We start from the raw sequence: 19,481 nt of genomic DNA on the forward strand, positions 1-19,481 counted from the left end.
GACGTCTATTGATCCTCTGTTTAGGCTATAAGCCTCTTTTAGCTTCGCAGGAATGATAAGCATCATGAAAACGCGCAAACAGGCAACGATTGCAGTGCGTAGTGGTTTGAATAACGATGAGCAATATGGTTGTGTGGTGCCTCCCATTAATCTGTCTACCACCTACAATTTCATCGACTTTAATCAGCCACGTGTGCATGATTATTCCCGGCGTGGTAATCCTACTCGCGACGTCGTACAGCGCGCACTGGCAGAGCTGGAGGATGGCGCCGGCGCGGTGATGACGAATACCGGTATGTCCGCAATCCACCTGCTTTGTACGGTGTTTCTCAAACCCGGCGATTTGCTGCTGGCGCCCCATGATTGCTATGGCGGGAGTTATCGTCTTTTTGAGAGCCAAAGTAAGCGTGGCGCATATCGGGTGGCCTTTGTCGATCAGGGCGATGAAAAAGCCTTACAGGCTGTGCTAGCGCAAAAGCCTAAGTTGGTGCTGATCGAGACGCCGAGTAATCCGCTGCTGAGGGTGGTTGATATTGCCAGCATTTGTAAAGCGGCAAATGACGTTGGCGCACTGACGGTGGTGGATAATACTTTCCTGAGTCCGGCCCTGCAAAACCCACTGGCGCTGGGTGCCGACATGGTGCTGCACTCCTGTACGAAATATCTCAATGGCCATTCAGACGTCGTTGCCGGGGCGATAGTCGCACAAGATCTGACGTTGGCGACTGAACTGAACTGGTGGGCCAATAACATCGGCGTTACCGGCGCTGCTTTCGACAGCTATCTCTTGCTACGAGGTATGCGAACTCTTGGACCACGTATGGCAGCGGCACAGCGCAACGCGCTGGCACTGATTAATTACCTGCAACAACAGCCTTTGGTGAAGAAGCTGTATCACCCCTCTCTGCCAGAAAATGCCGGCCATCAATTTGCTACCCGTCAGCAAAAGGGGTTTGGCGCGATGCTGAGTTTTGAACTGGATGGCGATGAGACAGTACTCCGTCGTTTCCTCAAAGCGCTGACGCTATTTACCCTGGCTGAATCACTGGGGGGAGTGGAAAGCCTGATCTCGCATACCGCAACGATGACTCACGCTGGCATGTCGGCGGAAGCGCGTGCAGCTGCGGGGATTTCCGATACTCTGCTGCGGGTGTCAGTAGGTATTGAAGATCATGAAGATTTAATTGCCGATATGGATAATGCCTTCCGGATCGCGGCTGAGAGGTAACAAATGAGTACGACAGTAGGGGCGTTAGTTTCCCGGCAGTTACATAAGTTTGGTGGCAGTAGCCTGGCCGATGCGAAGTGTTATCAGCGCGTTGCTGACATCATGGCCGAGTACAGCCAGCCTGGCGATATAATGGTGGTCTCTGCCGCAGGCAGCACCACTAACCAGCTGATTAGCTGGCTGAAGCTCAGTCAGAACGATCGCCTGTCTGCTCATCAGGTGCAGCAGGCGCTGCGCCGTTATCAGAGTGAACTTATCGCGACCCTGCTGCCGGAGGTATACGCTGGCCCTCTGCTCAATGCACTCATTCGCGATCTTGAGCGTCTGGCCGCTTTGCTCGACGGTGTCATGAGCGATGCCGTTTATGCCGAAGTCGTCGGACAGGGTGAAATATGGTCCGCACGCCTGATGGCGGCGGTGCTTAATCAACGCGATTTAGCCGCCAGTTGGCTGGACGCACGTGATTTTTTGTGTGCTGAGCGTGCTGCGCAGCCGCAGGTGGATGAAGGTAGCTCCTTGCCTTTACTGCAGGCGCTGCTTGCACGATACCCTGAACAACGGTTGGTGGTTACCGGTTTTATCAGCCGCAACCTGGCTGGGGAGACCGTGCTGCTGGGGCGCAACGGGAGCGACTATTCCGCCACCCAGATCGGCATGCTGGCGGGTGTGGATAATGTCACTATCTGGAGTGACGTCGCTGGCGTGTATAGCGCTGACCCGCGCAAAGTTAAAGATGCCTGCCTCCTACCTTTGCTACGTCTGGATGAGGCCAGCGAGCTGGCGCGGCTGGCGGCACCGGTGCTGCATACCCGCACGCTGCAACCCGTTTCCTCAAGCGATATCAATTTACAGCTGCGCTGTAGCTATCAGCCTGAACAGGGTTCCACTCGCATAGAACGCGTGCTGGCTTCTGGCACCGGGGCGCGCATCGTTACCAGCCATGACGACGTATGTCTGATTGAGTTTCAGGCGGCGGCCTCTCACAGTTTTATCGCCTTACAGCAAGAAATCGACGCCTTACTCAAACGTGCTCAGCTTCGACCGCTGGCGCTTGGTATCCATCAGGATCGTAGCCTTATTCAACTCTGCTATACCTCAGAAGTGGTCACCAGTGCGCTGAGTTTATTACAGGGCGCTAGCCTGCCGGGCAGACTGAAACTCCGCGAAGGATTAGCGATGGTGGCGCTGGTAGGGGCAGGCGTTAGCCGCAACCCGCTGCACAGCCACCGCTTCTGGCAGCAAATTAAAGACCAGCCAGTGGAGTTTATATGGCAGTCAGCCGAAGGTATCAGTTTGGTTGCGGTGCTGCGTGTTGGCCCTACTGAACATCTGGTGCGAGGCTTGCATCAGTCGCTGTTCCGGGCGGAGAAACAAATTGGCCTGATGCTATTCGGCAAGGGTAACATTGGCTCGCGCTGGCTGGAGCTGTTTGCCCGCGAGCAGGAAACACTTTCCGCCAGAACAGGTTTTGAGTTTATCCTCGCCGGGGTGGTGGATAGCAACCGTAGCCTCCTGAGCTACGACGGCCTCGACGCCAGTCGTGCACTGGCATTTTTTGGCGACGAAGCCGAAGAGCGTGATGAGGAGTCGCTCTTTTTGTGGATGCGCGATCATCCCTATGACGACCTGGTGGTGCTAGACGTTACTGCCAGCGAAGAGCTGGCGGATCAGTATCTTGATTTTGCCAGCTATGGTTTTCACGTCATCAGTGCAAATAAAGTGGCAGGGGCTTCGGCGGGCGACCACTACCGCCAGGTGCGCGATGCTTTCGCCAAAACCGGGCGATACTGGCTGTATAACGCCACTGTGGGTGCTGGTCTGCCAATTAACTACACGGTACGAGACCTGCGTGAAAGTGGCGATAGTATTCTGGCTATCAGCGGTATTTTCTCCGGCACGTTATCATGGCTTTTTTTGCAGTATGACGGCAGCGTGCCGTTTACTGAACTGGTGGATCAGGCCTGGCAGCAGGGACTTACCGAACCCGATCCGCGTGTCGATCTGTCCGGTCAGGATGTTATGCGCAAACTGGTTATTCTGGCGCGTGAGGCTGGCTATGACGTCGAACCCGATCAGGTTCGCGTTGAGTCTCTGGTACCTGCAGGCTGCGATAATGGGTCAATCGACCATTTGTTTGAAAACGGGGACGTTCTCAATCAAACCCTGCAACAGCGTTTTGAAGCCGCGCAGGAGATGGGGCTGGTACTGCGCTACGTCGCACGCTTTGATGCTAATGGCAAAGCACGTGTTGGCGTAGAGGCTGTGAGGCCTGAGCACCCACTAGCCTCGTTATTGCCCTGTGATAACGTCTTTGCCATTGAAAGCCGCTGGTATCGTGATAATCCACTGGTTATTCGTGGGCCGGGGGCGGGGCGCGACGTCACTGCCGGAGCTATCCAGTCCGATCTCAACCGGCTGGCGCAGCTTCTGTGACCGCCGTTGAATAGCATCCAGCGCGCTGTTTGACAAACAATTGCCGCTGATCGTCGCAGACGTCGCTATCGGTTAAAGAGCCAGTCACAAGGAGCGTGCTGGCTGACTCAGGCAGGATCCAATCGAGTTTTCATCAATCCTTCAGAATACAGTCTTCTTCCCGCGTCTTAAGCCTACGTACCCGCGTTTTCCTCTGATGATGAACAGGCCTACGCGTAAATTTTGTGATGATTTTTTTTCACTTTCCCTGAAGATTTGTCACGCAGAATGGCCAAGATTTCATTGACGCTGTGGCGTAAAAGCGTCATTTTATTACTTTCGGACGTCTAAACGTATAGATGTTCAATATGACAAGCCATTTAAGCTACGATCGATGAGGTAAGGGTATGAGTTTCTTCCACGCCAACCAGCGTGAGGCGCTGAATCAAAGTCTGGCCGAGCTGTGTGGGCGGTTCAATGTCTCTTTTGAATTTTTTCCGCCGCGCACCAAAGAAATGGAAGATACTCTGTGGAACTCAATTGATCGTCTTAGCAGCCTCAAGCCTAAGTTTGTTTCGGTAACCTATGGTGCTAACTCTGGCGAACGCGATCGGACTCACAGTATCATTAAAGACATTAAAGACCGCACCGGACTGGACGCTGCACCACATCTTACCTGCGTTGACGCCAGCCGTGATGAGCTAAAAACCATCGCAGAGGATTACTGGAGAAGTGGGATCCGCCACATTGTTGCACTGCGCGGCGATCTGCCTCCCGGCAGCGGAAAACCGGGTATGTATGCCTGCGATCTGGTTTCTCTGCTGAACGAGGTAGGCGATTTCGATATTTCTGTCGCAGCTTATCCGGAGGTGCACCCGGAAGCGCGTAGCGCGCAGGCAGACTTGATTAATCTTAAACGTAAGATCGATGCTGGCGCCAATCGGGCGATAACGCAGTTTTTCTTTGACGTGGAAAGCTATCTGCGTTTTCGCGATCGCTGTGTAGCGGCGGGCATCGACGTTGAAGTGGTGCCGGGCATTTTGCCGGTGTCAAACTTCAAACAATTACAACGCTTCGCGACGCTGACTAACGTACGAGTGCCGGGCTGGATGACCAGCATGTTTGAAGGGCTGGATGATGATGCCGAAACACGCAAAATGGTTGGCGCGAATATCGCTATGGATATGGTAAAAATCCTCAGCCGCGAAGGGGTGAAAGATTTTCATTTTTATACTCTTAACCGTGCTGAAATGAGCTATGCCATTTGCCATACTCTCGGCGTACGTCCGGCAGTCAGTGCCGCCTGATAATTGCCATTTATTTCCTGTCATATTAAGCCAGTCCGCAAAAGAGTCTGTGGGATAATTCGTGGATTTCAAATGCGGCTTCCAGAGTAAAATACGCAACAAAGTCAACATTTTGTTGATTTTTCTGCCTGTTTTACTGCCCTTTTATGTCGATACATTCTGCCTGTAAGTTTTGGTGGCGTTATCATAATCGCAATGTTGATCTGTCTCAGATTGAACTGGCGATCGCCGCAGCACAGGTTTAACCGGCGCACTGGCTCATTAGCCTCATTGCGCTCATTTTCTGCTCATACCGACTGCGGACGCCAGATGCGCTAATTTCTCTGTTCAGAGCGATCACCGCTAAGCAAGCCGTTTTCAGCTTATCGCCGCTGGTGCATGGCCTGCGGGACGAACAGCTCAGCTAACAAATTGAATTCGCTTTTCCCTTTTCTGACACTTGCGATAGAAAGCCAGGACTGGGTGCGATGTGATCAGTAATTAAAGTGAAGTCTGATTAGGGGATGCATTATCAACGCTACTGGAGATTTTGGGTAAGGATTAATATTGATTAAAACACAGTGAAAACAGGGTATTAGAGTTTTTTTATCCAAAAATTTCAGACATTAAATTTCTAAAAAAATCTAATCGTTTATAGCGATCATAAAATATTATTCAATAGCCAAAAAATATTGAATCACTGTTATTGATCGAAATTACCCTTTTTCAATATTTGAGTTAAGGGGTTATAAATAAATTACGTTGAGCGTTGCCTGATAAGGATCGCCACTTCACTCAACAGCTTCGTTATCTATTTTTCTTTGGATAGATTCAGTCATCAATAAGTTAAGGGAAGGATATCAAATTGAGTATAGATGAACTATTGAAGCAGCAGTTCAGTGAACTCACAGATTTCAATCTTGACAATTTAAAACCAGATACTTTAATCCAAGATGTTGGATTTGACAGTTTAGACTTTCTTTCTATTCAAGTTGTTTTAAAAAAGAGAGTTCGACTTCCTTTTGGATTTTGATCGTATAGCAGAAAACATGCCCGAAAATATGAAGACTTTTTAAAATGCATTGAATTACAGTTTAAAGGTTCAATGTTATGAACAGAGTAGTCATTACCGGATATGGTGGAATATGTTCACTTGGAGAAGATGCTGTAAAAATTTGGGAGAGTGTATTAAATAAAAGCATGGGATATGATAATTATAATGATAGGAATATTAGAGCTAATTTTTTTGGCCGTATAAAAAACCGCTAGATACTCGTTGGATTTCTAAAAAAATTTAAAAAAACTCACCCAGATTTGCACAACTCGGATTGATAGCAGCTAAAGAAGCTATTGATATGTCATTTCCAGACTCATCAATTCTTGATCATTATCATAATACTGATTGTGGTGTTATTGTCGGAACTGGGCGGGGTGGTTTCGATAATATAGCAGCTAATTACTTTGCTTATCGGGAAGAAAATCCTTCAATCCAGGCACGTTTTCATACTATGCCGAGCATTGCCACAGCAGTAATTTCCGTGAACTGGAATCTGAAAGATTATCAGAGCACACCAGTGGCAGCCTGTGCTACGGGAAATATAGCTATTGGAGAGGCTTATGAAATCATAAAAAGTGGGAAAATGTCATTAATGCTGGCAGGAGGCGCTGAGAGCACAATGGGACATTTTCCGGTATGGTCAATTGATGTTTTATCAGCTTTGAGCAAGGAGAAATATGATCCACAGAAACCTTGCTGTCCTTTTAGCAAAGAGCGTAGTGGGTTTATCTTATCTGAAGGAAGTGCCGTAGTTTGTCTCGAATCACTGGAAAAAGCAAAAAAAAGGAATGCAAAAATTTTAGGTGAAGTTATAGGGTATGCTAACCATTCAGATGCCTGGCCAGTATTAACTGCACCAGCTGAAGATATGGAAGGAAAGATAAAAACTTTAGAAAATGCCATCAAATCTTCTGGCTTAACATGCAATGACATCGATTATATAAACGCACACGGCACATCAACTCCGATGAATGATCTGAGTGAAACTCAGGTTTCAAAAGAAGTTTTTGGTGATTTAGCCTATAAAATCCCCATGACGAGTACAAAGTCTTACACAGGGCACTTGATTTCAGCTGCTGGCTCTATGGAGACGATTTTTTGTCTGAAAGCTATGGAATATAAGATTATCCCAGCAACAATAAATTTTAAAAAACCAGATCCATTATGTGATCTAAATTATGTACCAAATGAGCATTTGTTACATTACCCTGTGAAACATGCAATGAATGTCAATTATGGATTTGGTGGGGCAAATAGTTGTCTCATATTGAAGGAATATCAAAATGAATAGAAAATTTAACCATGACGATATAGAGAAATGGGCGTTTTTCTCTGGTGATTACAATAAAGTTCATTTTGATGAGTCTGTAGCAATAAAAATGGACTTAACGATATAATTGTTCAGGGAATGCTCTATCTTTTATATTCGAAGTTATCATTGAAAAATCACCTTAGATTTCCAGCTGAGATCTCACATAGATTAAAGAGACCTGTTTATAGAAATTCTGTGGTTAGCTATGATTTATTTATAGAGTCCGATTACATCGTATCAAAAATCCAATGCTTAAATAGTGACTGCTCTGTCGTAGGTCGTGCACGTAAAGATGAAAATAGAAAAAAACAAAGCAAGCGAGTAATGAAATACTTATCGATGCTGAATTTATATCAGATCAATTAGCTATATTTAAAGAAACATATCCTGAGGTGAATATTCCTTGGGTTATTATGGATGCATTTATTTTCAGCGTTTGCTTTAAATATCAAAATGGTGATCCTTTTTACAGTAAGGCTTTGAATATTACCAAAGAACCTGATAAATCTAAGGTTGTTACATATCAGGTGGATCAAGACATTATTATCAACCAATACGACTTCCTTTTAAGACCTGAGAATTTAAAAGATTTAAGTTTTTTTCGAGGACAAGGATATCATTAAGCAAGATTTTTCCGTTTATAGCGTACTCAATTATCAAATATATCATAGGGATTTATTATTATATCAATCTTCAATGGGTAGCATTACACGAGCATTTTAAGCGCAATCTAAATCAACCGGGAAAACAAGTTAGAATAAAAATTAACATATTAAATCAGCAGATTAAATTTTATTTGGTGAAGATAAAATCCGTTGTTTTCTGGATTAACAGATAAGGGCTATTTATGCTATGAAACATAGGGGGTTATATGCTTCGTAGAAAGACTTTACTAAGAACGGAGACATCGTTGGTAACGACTTCCGCTATCCTTACAAAATCGGGAACTTCAAACAATCAGAGGGACAGGAAAAATGAAACTAAAAAAAAGGATTTTTGTTACGTCCGGCGATAGTGGCATTGGAAAAAGTATAGTTAAAAAGCTAACTGACGAAGGTTATAAAGTTGTTTTCACTTACCGATCAAAAAAGAGTTACGCATTAGAGATCGCCAATGATATAAATCAAAAAGGAGGTTGTTGCCTATGTTTTTACTGTGATGTCCGACATCACGAAAGCCTTAACAACTTATGTTCCAGTTTAATAAAATCTCATGGAGCTCCTTACGGGATAATAAATAATTCCGGCATGAAAAATGACAAATTACTTATCAATACTGAATTTAAGGATTGGCAGGAGATTATTGATACCAATCTAAATGGACCGTTTTATGCTATTCGTTCACTGTTACCATCCATGATTAATGTGGGGGATGGTTGCGTTATTACAATCAGTTCTGTTTCAGCGCTGCGAGGCAATGTAGGATAAACAGCTTATTCAGCTTCTAAGGCCGCATTGACTGGCTTAACTCAAAGTCTTGCCAGAGAGGTTGGGCGGTTTAATATCCGTGTGAACAATATTGCTCCAGGTCTTATTGAAACTGATATGCTGTCTTCCCTTGAACCTAAAAAGAAGAAGCAGTTACTCTCTCTGATATTATTAAGAAGACTTGGAAAATCTGATGACATTGCACACACTGTATCTTATTTAATCGGTGAGGGTGGGAAATATATAACTGGACAAAATATTTTAGTAGATGGCGGATTATCAATTTAATGAAGGGTGCATTATGAAATTAAGGATGGTACCGAAAGAAGTTTTTGATGTTATGTCACTCGATAAGAACTTTAAATACAAATGGATTGGCGACAATGTTTTTTCCTTGATTGGTCTTGGTACTTCATATTTTCTTGAATTTTTCGAGTTCTATGGCGATGCTATTAGCAAGTACTATGACAGATTTGTGAAAGATACATCATATGGGGATAATAGATTTAGCACATTTATTTCTCAAGAAAGAAGGCATGCAGCAGCTCACAAAAAGTTAAATCTTTTTATTGCTAAGAATGTACTCCCCCCACCCGCGAAAAGTATCACCCAAGGGTTTATGATTTCATGTTTACAACTTATAAATCCTTTGTAAAACCAATTGTTCAAGGTATTGAGAAAGATGAGGGTAATGGTTTAACTTTAGACAGCCCTTTCTTTAAAGAGGCACTGAAGAGTATTGCTGCCTTTGAAACTGAAGTGTGTATGGCAGCATTTTCCTTTTTTGAAAATGTCATGGATAATGGAAAATTGATTATATGTTGGATATTTCAGAGAATCTTGGTGTTCTATATTTATTGGAATATCATTATGCTGAAGAAATTGAGCATTGCCATGTTTCTATCGCGACATTTGAAAATATTTATGGCGAAAAATTATGGACTAAGGAGTTTATAGCTGAATATATAAAAAACGAGCAGTTTTAACGAGAAAATAATCAATGCAACTTTTTTTGTTTCCAGAGAGTTAAACATAGATATTTCACTTCAACAAATAAATGCAAGATTACCTAAAAGAACTAACTTTGTTAAACCAGGATTCGATGCCAAATCTTCACATCATCGAAATAAAATAAAATATCTAGTGGATAAATGGGACAATGAATGGGAGCCTAAATTAATGGAAAAGATAAGAAGCCGTCTTACAAAATAAAAAAACCGCAAGGTAATGTTGCATGATGTTTAGCTTTGTTACTGTTTCCTCACTTCTTTCCTATTTATTCTCAGGTAAATAAAATGCCAGAAAAAACTCCTCAATTACACTCCAAGTCTAAGAAAAGTATTTTTATTTTCTTTTTTTTAAAACAAGCGATAAACTATCTGAAATCATCAACGACATTGATGGGTTGTATGATGTATATCTTTTCAATCTTGAGGGTATCATTCCGGAACCTGGAGAAGATTATGAAGAGGATACGTTGAGGTGTAATGTTCATAAAATTAATTTTTTATATGAAAGCAAAATATTAAAATCCGGCTTACAACCAAAGGACGTTGTTTTCATTAGTGACGATGTCGTTACAGTTTATTTTTTATCATGGATACATGATTTTGCCCCGAGGTTTAACTCTGCAATACTCTTTTCATTAAACTCACTTTCCCTATCCTCTCACTCATTCAGACTAAAAAAACTTTCCTACGATTCTCATTCAGTAGTTAGCCCTATTATGATAATTTTATCCAATAAAAATAAATATGGAAAAATTTTTTTCAATTCTATACTCAATAAGAATTTTTCATCATTTATACTAAATGACTCATCAAAGAGTCCTTCTCTTAAAGAGAGTGTAAAGTCCTTCATTGAATTATCTTCTATAAAGTTAAAAGAAAACTTCCTTTTCATCAATGCTGAAAAAAAAGGATTTACCTATGAAGAGAACGCCAGGTTAGCTATCCCGGAAAAAAATAATTTTAAAAAAAATATACTGGACTGTACATTGGATTCTGCTCAGGATTGCTTTTTTTTTTCAGATGGTATAAAAACAGGAATAGTTCATGGTTTTGATTCCGATGCAATGCTTGATTATGTTTACAATAACAGGCCCGAGGGAAAGTGGATTATAGGGAAGTATTTTGATAAGTTATACTTAAATAGTATTCCATGGCAAGGGGCACGGCATCGAGAAAAGTGTGTTCATACCTACTTAATTGAATCAATTAACTACCTTTCTGATTCAGGATTTAGTGTTAACATATTAGATATAGCATCTGGCCATGCAAAGTATTTGTTTAGTTTATCAGACGATGACTTTAAAAAAATTAAGAATATTATTCTTCGTGATTATGATGAATACAACTTACATATAGTTAATGATATTATCAATAAAAGAAAGTTAGATGGGATTATTTCTTGCGAGAAGGGTGATGCCTTCTCTGCATTGGATTTGGCTTCACTTCCCACGGACAGGACTATTGCTGTTGCATCTGGTTTCTATGAGCTTTTTGATGAAAATGAGAATGTTTTACAATCTTTAAAGGGTATTTTTAATACTCTCGAAGAAGAGGGCGTTTTTATTTATACCAATTTCCTCTGGCATCCACGGCATACTTACATGGCACGAGTTATGACTCGTAATAAAGATAAAAAACCATGGTTAATTCGACGTCGTTTTCAACAAGAAATTGACGATTTAGTCCGGTTAGCAGGATTTACAAAGATTAGTCAAAAAATAGATCCATGGGGGATTTTTTCAGTTTCCCTGGCTAAAAAAACTGACAACATCTGAACGTACCACACATACTGCGCAACAGCGGGATTGTTCTTGATCGCAGATCCGTTCTTTACGCAGCTCCATCTTTGTCTAAAAGTTGTTTGCGCAGTAATGCTCTCGTTCATGTCCCATGTACCGCTGCGCGAATTTACTGGTGGCCTTACTGGGGTAGTGTCCGTGTAGCCGAGATAACTGCCAACAATGCGGTTGTTTGTTTATTAATGTTTTGAAGTACCCGGTGAAATTTCGTCCTGATTGCCGTATAGAACAATCTCGGACGTTTTCCAACTGACGCAGGTCATAAGCGCTCTGAAGACGTATTCAGAACTCAGGTTTACTTTCCAGCTCCTGCAATACGCATTGCCACTGGTGGAGTTAACTCTGTTCTACCGACAAGAAAACACAATACTGTAGCGGGTGTTACTCCGATATTGAGTGCAAAGCGGCGACCACTGAAGTCAATATAAATTGTCTCTTATAACTGACAGTTTATTTTATGGCTGTGCCTTCCCCAAGCCATCGGAAAAAAGTGCAGTAAAGGTATGCGGCAAGCGCCCTCGGTGGGGGGTAATTAGTGGCGAAAGGCCGGACAGAGCAACGTATTCAGAGAAAACTTACCGTTTCGTCAGACATCATCATCTCCATAACCGGGATGATGATGTCTGACGTGGTTATAAAGCAGCGTAAAAAAACCGCTTTACGTGATTAACCGGTATTGCGCATACCCGCGGCAATGCCAGCAATGGTGACCATCAGCGCTTGTTCTACATGCGGATCCACTCCTTCACCGGCAGCATCCTGCTGGCGTGACCGATGTAACAGTTCCGCTTGAAGTACGTTAAGCGGATCGGTGTAAACGTTACGCAATGCGATAGATTCGGCGATCCATGGTTGGTCAGCCATCAGATGGGCATCGTTGGCGATGGTTAATACCGTTGTGATATCCGCTTCCAGTTGCTGTCGTAGCTTCTGGCCAAGTGACCAGAGAGCGGGATCAACCAGTCGCTGATCATAATATTCCGCCAGCCAGAGGTCGGCTTTGGAATACACCATTTCCAGCATGCCAAGACGAGTAGAAAAGAACGGCCAGTCACGGCACATTGCTTCCAGTTGGTCGCGATGCCCGTCGTTCATTGCTTTATGTAGCGCGGCACCGGCCCCCAGCCAGGCGGGTAACATCAGCCGGTTTTGCGTCCAGGCGAAGATCCACGGAATAGCACGCAGAGATTCAACGCCGCCGTTCGGACGACGCTTGGCCGGCCGTGAACCTAAGGGCAGTTTGCCCAGCTCTTGTTCCGGCGTTGCTGAGCGAAAATAGGGGACAAAATCTTTATTTTCGCGTACGTATCCGCGATACATATCGCATGAGACCTTCGACAGATTATCCATAACGCTACGCCAACCGGGCTTCGGTTCAGGCGGGGGTAGCAGGTTCGCCTGCAAAATCGCGCCGGTATAGAGCGCCAGACTGGTAATGGCAACTTCTGGCAGGCCGAATTTAAAGCGGATCATCTCGCCCTGCTCGGTAACGCGCAGACCCCCTTTCAGGCTTCCGGGCGGTTGCGACATCAGCGCCGCCTGGGCAGGCGCACCGCCACGACCGATGCTACCGCCGCGACCGTGAAACAGCGTTAGCGTGATGTCGGCTTTTTCACAGGTCTTGATTAACGCCTCCTGCGCTTGATACTGCGCCCAGGAGGCAGCCATCACGCCGGCGTCTTTTGCCGAGTCGGAATAGCCGATCATCACCATTTGTTTGCCCTGAATAAAACCGCGATACCAGTCAATGCTCAGAAGCTGCGACATCACATCATTGGCATTATTCAGGTCATCAAGCGTTTCAAACAGCGGTGCTACCGGCAGTGCGAACTGAATGCCGGCCTCTTTTAGCAGCAGATGGACGGCCAGAACATCAGAGGGCGTTTTCGCCATTGAGATGACGTAGGCGGCGATCGAACCCCGTGGGGCTTCGGCTGTGACCCGGCAAGTTTCCAGCACTTCTCGCGTATCAGGCGTTGGTTCCCACTGACGTGGCAACAGCGGCCGTTTCGAATTCAGCTCACGGATCAGGAACGCCTGTTTATCTGCTTCGGACCAACTTTCATAATCGCCGAGGCCGAGATAGCGGGTGATTTCGCCAATTGCCTTGGTGTGCCGGGTGCTTTCCTGACGAATATCGATCCGCACCAGCGGCACACCGAAACATTTGACGCGGCGTAGCGTATCCAGTAGCAGCCCATTAGCGATGATACCCATCCCACAAGCTTTCAACGATTGATGGCAGGCATAAAGCGGATCCCAGAGCTGATCATTGTCAATCAGCAGATTGGCCGGACGCGGAAGTTTTTCGCCTTTCAGACGGCTTTCCAGCCAGGCCTGGGTCTCGAGCAGCTGCTGACGCAGGTTTTTCATTATTTCGCGGTAGGGTTCAAGCGCATTAGGCTTACCGCAAAGTTCGCGAATGTCATCAGTGCATTCCGACATCGACAGCTCAGAAATGAGCGTGCCAATATCGCGTAAAAACAGGTCGGTCGCCTTCCAGCGGCCCAAGCGCAGTACGTGGCGAGTGATATCAGCGGTTACGTTAGGATTACCATCGCGGTCTCCGCCCATCCAGGACGTAAACTGCACCGGAACAAAATCCACGGGTAACGTATAGCCCAGCGTTTCCTCTACCTGGCTGTTTAACTCACGCAGGAAATCCGGCACGCCTTCCCACAGGCTATTTTCTACCACCGCAAAACCCCATTTGGCTTCATCCACCGGTGTTGGCCGATGCTTACGGATTTCGTCAGTATGCCAGGCCTGAGCGATCAGCTGACGGAGGCGCCGCATTATCAGCCGACGGTCATGATCGGAAACATCATGATCGAGCTCTTTCAGGCAGTTATTGACTTCGACCTGCTTGTGGATCAGGGTCCGGCGGGTAATTTCAGTCGGATGCGCAGTCAGCACCAGCTCAAGCGACAGCGACTCAATCGCGTTACGTATGGTCTCTTCGTTCAGCACCGGCTGTTTTTTGAGATTCTCAAGAATGCTTTTCAGCATTTCAGGCTCATATACACCGCTTTTGTGCGAAATGGTATTGAACTGCTCAGCCACATTAGTGAGATTAAGAAACTGACTGAAGGCGCGGGCGACAGGGAGCAGCTCATCATTGGAAAGATTTTGCAAGGTTGTCAGCAATTCCTGGCGATGAGCGTCATTTCCTGCTCGGGAAGATTTAGAGAGCTTGCGGATGGTTTCCACCCGGTCGAGGATGTTTTCTCCCAGCGCATCCTTGATGGTGTCTCCAAGAAGTTTACCGAGCATACTGACATTACTTCGCATTGCGGAATATTGTTCGTTCATTGACCCTGTCACCTTCTTTTTTTAGTGGCCTGTTTTGCGAGGCTGGACGTAACCTTGTCTTTTATCTAGCCACGGTTAGTCGCGTTCGTCAATTGACTTAAATGCACGGAGTTCAGTGGCTAACTGTAGGTAATTTAAGAAATTTAATTCAGCTGTTATGACATTAGTTATGCTTATCGGCAAATTGGTAAAATATCCGGGGTAAGTCGTCATTTTCCAATCATATACCCCGGCTTCTGCCTAATGCTGGCAGAAATGGTTGACGACTTGGCTAATAATCTCGCGGGTCGGCTTAATAAATGCCATGTCGATATATTCATCCGGCTGATGTGCCTGATTGATTGAGCCTGGTCCTAACACCAGCGTCGGGCAAATTTCGTTGATAAACGGCGCTTCGGTACAGTAATTGACGATTTCCGTTTCCGTACCTAACAGTTTTTCAACCACCTTGATTAAATTATGTTCACGTGGACACTCATAGCCGGGTATGGGCGGATGCAGTGCGCTGACAGTCAGGCGGCCCGGCCAGCGTTCGCTTACCGGTGCCAGCGCTTCGTTTAATAAACCCTCTAAATCACTTAATGTCAGGCCAGGCAGTGGGCGGATATCCATATGCAACTCACAACAAGCGCAGATGCGATTCGCGGCGTCACCGCCGTGGATATGACCGAAGTTCATCGTGGGGTAAGGAATGGCAAAGCCTGTGTGATGATAACGTTCTTGCAGCGTATTACGTAGCTGCATCAGATGACCGATCGCGTCATGCATCAGCTCAATCGCATTAACGCCTCGCGCCGGATCGCTCGAATGTCCAGACTGACCCTGGATACGAATGGCATTTGAGAGATGCCCTTTGTGAGCGCGCACCGGTTTTAATGAGGTTGGCTCGCCGATAATGGCGCAGTCAGGACGGATGGGGGTATTTTCAGAAAAATATCTCGCTCCGGCCATCGTGGTTTCTTCATCCGCCGTTGCCAGAATATAGAGCGGCTTTTTCAGCGTTGAAATATCAACATTACGCAGACTATCTAAAATAAAAGCAAAAAAGCCTTTCATGTCGGCTGTGCCGAGGCCATACAGCTTATTGTCATGCTCTGTCAGGGAGAAGGGATCACGCGTCCAGCGCCCATCGTCAAAGGGCACCGTATCAGTATGTCCTGCTAATAGCAGACCGCCAGCGCCACTGCCGGTTTTAGCCAGCAGATTGAATTTATGACGCGTGCCAGGGACCGGTTGAACCTCAACGGTGAAACCGAGATCGCGAAACCATCCGGCCAACAGGTTGATTAAAGTTTCATTGCTCTGATCGAGTGCACTCTCGGTTGCGCTGATTGATGGTGTGGCAATCAGCTCACGGTATAGCTCGATAAAGGGTGGTAATTTTATCTTCACTGTTGACAGTCCTTGCGTTAGGATAGTATCAATATTCATGCAGTATTAGTGAATAAAAATACAATAATTAGATGCAGATGAAAACGCTTAGTGACGACTTTTCTGCATTGCATCGAGGGAAGCCTGCGTGCTTCGCTGCAACCCGTCATTTCATGAACCACAAAGGTACGGAATCTGATGTTGAATACGCTGATTGTTGGTGCCAGCGGTTACGCTGGCGTAGAGCTGGCGACTTATATCAACCGACACCCACAGATGACCTTAACCGCTTTAGCCGTTTCAGCGCAAAGCCCCGATGCCGGAAAACTACTTTCTGATCTGCATCCTCAATTGAAAGGCGTGATAGATCTGAGGCTGGAGCCGCTGAATGATGCCGCAACCTGGGCCAGTAAGGTTGACGTCGTATTTCTTGCTACCGCCCATGAGGTCAGCCATGACCTGGCACCGGTATTCCTCGCGTCTGGCTGCGTGGTATTTGACTTGTCTGGGGCATTCCGTGTTAGCAAACCGGGTTTTTATGATGCGTTTTATGGTTTCAGCCATCAGTATCCGCACTGGTTAAGCCAGGCGGCTTACGGTTTGGCCGAGTGGAACCATCAGCAGATCGCAGAGGCGCAGCTGATAGCCGTGCCGGGGTGCTATCCCACCGCTGCCCAGCTGGCACTGAGACCTCTGCTGGAAGCTGGCTTGATCAACGATGGGCAGTGGCCGGTTATTAATGCCGTCAGTGGCGTAAGTGGTGCCGGACGTAAAGCCAGCATAACAACCAGCTTTTGTGAGGTGAGCCTGCAACCCTACGGTATTTTCAACCACCGTCATCAGCCAGAAATCATCAGTCATTTAGGTTCATCGGTCATTTTTACACCGCATCTGGGTAATTTTTCGCGTGGTATTCTGGAAACGATTACCTGTCGGCTGAAACCGACTGTCAGACATGAGGATGTGGCCGCAGCGTTTCACAATGCTTATCAAGATAAGCCGTTGGTGAGGATATATGATAAGGGTGTGCCTTCAATCAAATCGGTAGCGGGTCTGCCGTATTGTGATATTGGCTTTGTGGTGCAGGAAGAACATTTGATTGTGATTTCCGCCATCGATAACCTGCTCAAAGGTGCGGCTTCACAGGCGGTGCAGTGTCTCAATATTCGTTTTGGTTTCCCGGAAACCGAATCTCTGGTTTATATGTAGGTAGCGACCGATGATAACTCCCCTGATTATTAAACTGGGTGGCGTAATACTGGACAGCAATGAGGCGCTGACCCGGCTGTTTGACGCTTTAGTGACGTACCGTGCTGCACACAGTCGTCCATTACTCATCGTACACGGCGGTGGCTATCTGGTTGATGAGCTGATGCAAAAACTCGGACTACCGGTTACCAAGAAGAATGGTCTGCGAGTAACGCCTGCCGACCAGATTGATATAATTACCGGCGCATTGGCGGGGACCGCCAATAAAAGGCTTCTGGCCTGGGCGAAAAAGCAGGGGATCAGCAGCGTGGGTCTCTGCCTGGGCGACGGAGATAGCGTGCGAGTGGCGCAGTTTGATCCTGCGCTTGGACACGTCGGTGACGCAACATTCGGCAACCCGGCGTTACTTAACGCTCTGCTGGCGGCCGATTTTCTGCCGATCGTCAGCTCCATTGGCATTACGTCAGAGGGGGAGTTGATGAACGTTAACGCCGATCAGGCGGCGACGGCGCTGGCAGGGACCTTGGGCGCCGATTTGATTTTGCTTTCTGACGTAAGCGGCATCCTTGATGCGAATAAAACGCGTATTGAGGAAATGACTACAGAAAAGGCCATGCAGCTTATTGATGAAGGCATCATTACTGACGGCATGATTGTGAAGGTGAATGCAGCGCTTGACGCAGCGCGTATTCTCGGAAGGCCAGTTGATATCGCCAGCTGGCGCCATGCTGAATTGCTCCACGATCTGTTTAACGGTGTGCCGATTGGTACTCGTATTCTGGCTTAATAATTCGAAATCGTATTCAAGGAAAATTAGACATGCATAATCAAGCTATTAAGAAAATCGTCCTCGCTTATTCAGGTGGTCTGGATACCTCGGCGATTATTCCGTGGCTGAAAGAAAACTACGGCGGTTGCGACGTAGTCGCCTTCGTAGCTGATATTGGTCAGGATCGCGAAGACCTGATCGGCGTAGAAAAAAAAGCGCTGCAATCCGGCGCATCAGAATGCTACGTGGTCGATTTGCGTGAAGCATTTATCCGTGATTACGTCTATCCGGTGCTGAAAACCGGCGCATTATATGAAGGTACCTATCTACTTGGTACCTCAATGGCACGACCGATTATTGCCAAAGCACAGGTAGAGCTGGCGCTGAAAGTAGGAGCTGACGCTCTGTGCCACGGTGCGACCGGCAAAGGTAACGACCAGGTACGTTTCGAATCAACCTACACCGCCCTTGCACCCCAATTAAAGGTGGTGGCTCCGTGGCGTGAGTGGGATCTGCGCTCACGCGAAGCCCTGCTGGACTATCTGAAAGTGCGCAACATTCCGACGACTGCATCGCTGGAAAAAATTTACAGCCGCGACGAGAACGCCTGGCATATTTCTACCGAAGGTGGCGTACTGGAAAGTCCGGCAAACGCTAATAATGATGATTGCTGGGTCTGGACTGTTGATCCGAAAAAAGCGCCAGATCAGGCAGAAAAAGTGACCGTAAAAGTCGAAAAAGGTGAAGTCGTTGCGGTTAATGGTGAAGCCCTCACCCCCTATCAATGTTTGGAAAAGCTGAACGTTATTGGTGCCAGGCACGGCGTTGGCCGTATCGATATTGTAGAAAATCGTTTGGTTGGCATGAAATCGCGCGGCTGCTACGAAACACCCGGAGGCACCATCATGATGGCTGCCCTGCGTGCCATTGAGCAGCTGGTATTAGATCGCGATAGCTTCAAATGGCGTCAGCAGCTGGGCCTGGAGATGTCTTATGTTGTGTATGATGGCCGCTGGTTTGCGCCACTTCGCCGCTCACTTCAGGCTTCCGCTGAATCGTTGGCCCAGGATGTGAATGGTGAAGTGGTGCTGGAATTGTATAAAGGCCACGTTAATGCTCTGCAAAAAACCTCGACAAACAGCCTTTATTCCGAAGCCTTCGCGACGTTTGGCGAAGACGAAGTTTACGATCAAAGCCACGCGGGGGGCTTTATTCGCCTGTTCTCGCTTTCATCGCGTATTCGCGCACTGAACGAAAAAAAGTAAGGCATATTCGTTAACTGACCAGGT

The 19,481-nt window shown here is 46.4% G+C and carries 15 protein-coding genes and 1 pseudogene; 14 read left to right on the plus strand and 2 right to left on the minus strand.

What is annotated here, in order from left to right:
• The first annotated feature begins 64 nt into the window (after nt 1-64).
• The 11 genes and pseudogenes from metB (at nt 65) to BM191_RS14025 (ending at nt 11,507) form a co-directional block, all read left to right on the plus strand.
• The gene (gene metB / locus BM191_RS13975; RefSeq protein WP_092879219.1) at nt 65-1,228 is read left to right on the plus strand and encodes a cystathionine gamma-synthase; all 1,164 of its coding nucleotides are present in this window, start codon (nt 65-67) and stop codon (nt 1,226-1,228) included.
• 3 nt (nt 1,229-1,231) lie between these two features.
• Nucleotides 1,232-3,661 (plus strand): bifunctional aspartate kinase/homoserine dehydrogenase II, encoded by a 2,430-nt coding sequence (locus BM191_RS13980; protein ID WP_092879221.1) that lies wholly within the window; start codon nt 1,232-1,234, stop codon nt 3,659-3,661.
• A gap of 386 nt (nt 3,662-4,047) precedes the next feature.
• Nucleotides 4,048-4,947 (plus strand): methylenetetrahydrofolate reductase, encoded by a 900-nt coding sequence (metF, locus tag BM191_RS13985; RefSeq protein ID WP_092879223.1) that lies wholly within the window; start codon nt 4,048-4,050, stop codon nt 4,945-4,947.
• A gap of 844 nt (nt 4,948-5,791) precedes the next feature.
• Complete coding sequence (locus BM191_RS16615; protein ID WP_177203348.1) at nt 5,792-5,959, plus strand: phosphopantetheine-binding protein; 168 nt, start codon at nt 5,792-5,794, stop codon at nt 5,957-5,959.
• 77 nt (nt 5,960-6,036) lie between these two features.
• Complete coding sequence (locus tag BM191_RS17255) at nt 6,037-6,195, plus strand: hypothetical protein (RefSeq protein WP_230479600.1); 159 nt, start codon at nt 6,037-6,039, stop codon at nt 6,193-6,195.
• A gap of 86 nt (nt 6,196-6,281) precedes the next feature.
• Nucleotides 6,282-7,274 (plus strand): beta-ketoacyl-[acyl-carrier-protein] synthase family protein, encoded by a 993-nt coding sequence (locus tag BM191_RS13990; RefSeq protein ID WP_230479601.1) that lies wholly within the window; start codon nt 6,282-6,284, stop codon nt 7,272-7,274.
• Nucleotides 7,275-7,687: 413 nt separating this feature from the next.
• On the plus strand, nt 7,688-7,918 hold the full coding sequence (locus tag BM191_RS13995; protein ID WP_143088838.1) for a hypothetical protein: 231 nt from the start codon (nt 7,688-7,690) through the stop codon (nt 7,916-7,918).
• Between the two features lie 351 nt (nt 7,919-8,269).
• Nucleotides 8,270-9,010: pseudogene (locus BM191_RS17260) on the plus strand (SDR family oxidoreductase).
• Between the two features lie 13 nt (nt 9,011-9,023).
• A complete protein-coding gene (locus tag BM191_RS14010) occupies nt 9,024-9,377 on the plus strand; it encodes a hypothetical protein (protein ID WP_092879231.1) in 354 nt (117 codons plus the stop codon).
• The gene (locus BM191_RS14015) at nt 9,350-9,679 is read left to right on the plus strand and encodes a hypothetical protein (RefSeq protein WP_092879233.1); all 330 of its coding nucleotides are present in this window, start codon (nt 9,350-9,352) and stop codon (nt 9,677-9,679) included. The genes BM191_RS14010 and BM191_RS14015 overlap by 28 nt, the downstream gene beginning before the upstream one ends.
• 448 nt (nt 9,680-10,127) lie before the next feature.
• Nucleotides 10,128-11,507, plus strand: a complete 1,380-nt coding sequence (locus BM191_RS14025) for a class I SAM-dependent methyltransferase family protein (RefSeq protein WP_143088839.1) — start codon at nt 10,128-10,130, stop codon at nt 11,505-11,507.
• Nucleotides 11,508-12,197: 690 nt separating this feature from the next.
• Here BM191_RS14025 and ppc read toward each other — a convergent pair.
• Both ppc and argE read right to left on the minus strand, forming a co-directional pair.
• Nucleotides 12,198-14,843 carry a phosphoenolpyruvate carboxylase gene (gene ppc, locus BM191_RS14035; protein ID WP_092879239.1) on the minus strand — a complete coding sequence of 882 codons (2,646 nt, stop codon included), beginning with the start codon at nt 14,841-14,843 and terminating at the stop codon, nt 12,198-12,200.
• Between the two features lie 240 nt (nt 14,844-15,083).
• Nucleotides 15,084-16,235: an acetylornithine deacetylase gene (argE, locus tag BM191_RS14040; RefSeq protein WP_092879241.1), complete on the minus strand. Its 1,152-nt coding sequence runs from the start codon at nt 16,233-16,235 to the stop codon at nt 15,084-15,086.
• A 177-nt stretch (nt 16,236-16,412) separates the two neighbouring features.
• Between argE and argC the strand changes: the two genes are divergently transcribed.
• The 3 genes from argC to BM191_RS14055 are packed head-to-tail and all read left to right on the plus strand — an operon-like array spanning nt 16,413 to nt 19,457.
• Nucleotides 16,413-17,423: an N-acetyl-gamma-glutamyl-phosphate reductase gene (argC, locus tag BM191_RS14045; RefSeq protein ID WP_092879243.1), complete on the plus strand. Its 1,011-nt coding sequence runs from the start codon at nt 16,413-16,415 to the stop codon at nt 17,421-17,423.
• Between the two features lie 10 nt (nt 17,424-17,433).
• Nucleotides 17,434-18,210 carry an acetylglutamate kinase gene (gene argB, locus BM191_RS14050; protein WP_092879246.1) on the plus strand — a complete coding sequence of 259 codons (777 nt, stop codon included), beginning with the start codon at nt 17,434-17,436 and terminating at the stop codon, nt 18,208-18,210.
• 32 nt (nt 18,211-18,242) lie between these two features.
• Nucleotides 18,243-19,457: an argininosuccinate synthase gene (locus tag BM191_RS14055; protein WP_092879248.1), complete on the plus strand. Its 1,215-nt coding sequence runs from the start codon at nt 18,243-18,245 to the stop codon at nt 19,455-19,457.
• The last annotated feature ends 24 nt before the right edge of the window (nt 19,458-19,481 follow it).

Source organism: Izhakiella capsodis (assembly GCF_900115045.1).
Classification (GTDB): Bacteria; Pseudomonadota; Gammaproteobacteria; order Enterobacterales; family Enterobacteriaceae; genus Izhakiella; species Izhakiella capsodis.

Bases quoted from the DNA above. Each gene is read 5' to 3' on its own strand.
- metB (WP_092879219.1), top strand. From the start codon at position 65: ATGAAAACGCGCAAACAGGCAACGATTGCAGTGCGTAGTGGTTTGAAT.
- BM191_RS13980 (WP_092879221.1), top strand. From the start codon at position 1,232: ATGAGTACGACAGTAGGGGCGTTAGTTTCCCGGCAGTTACATAAGTTT.
- metF (WP_092879223.1), top strand. From the start codon at position 4,048: ATGAGTTTCTTCCACGCCAACCAGCGTGAGGCGCTGAATCAAAGTCTG.
- BM191_RS17255 (WP_230479600.1), top strand. From the start codon at position 6,037: ATGAACAGAGTAGTCATTACCGGATATGGTGGAATATGTTCACTTGGA.
- BM191_RS13990 (WP_230479601.1), top strand. From the start codon at position 6,282: ATGTCATTTCCAGACTCATCAATTCTTGATCATTATCATAATACTGAT.
- BM191_RS14010 (WP_092879231.1), top strand. From the start codon at position 9,024: ATGAAATTAAGGATGGTACCGAAAGAAGTTTTTGATGTTATGTCACTC.
- BM191_RS14015 (WP_092879233.1), top strand. From the start codon at position 9,350: ATGTTTACAACTTATAAATCCTTTGTAAAACCAATTGTTCAAGGTATT.
- ppc (WP_092879239.1), bottom strand. From the start codon at position 14,843: ATGAACGAACAATATTCCGCAATGCGAAGTAATGTCAGTATGCTCGGT.
- argC (WP_092879243.1), top strand. From the start codon at position 16,413: ATGTTGAATACGCTGATTGTTGGTGCCAGCGGTTACGCTGGCGTAGAG.
- argB (WP_092879246.1), top strand. From the start codon at position 17,434: ATGATAACTCCCCTGATTATTAAACTGGGTGGCGTAATACTGGACAGC.
- BM191_RS14055 (WP_092879248.1), top strand. From the start codon at position 18,243: ATGCATAATCAAGCTATTAAGAAAATCGTCCTCGCTTATTCAGGTGGT.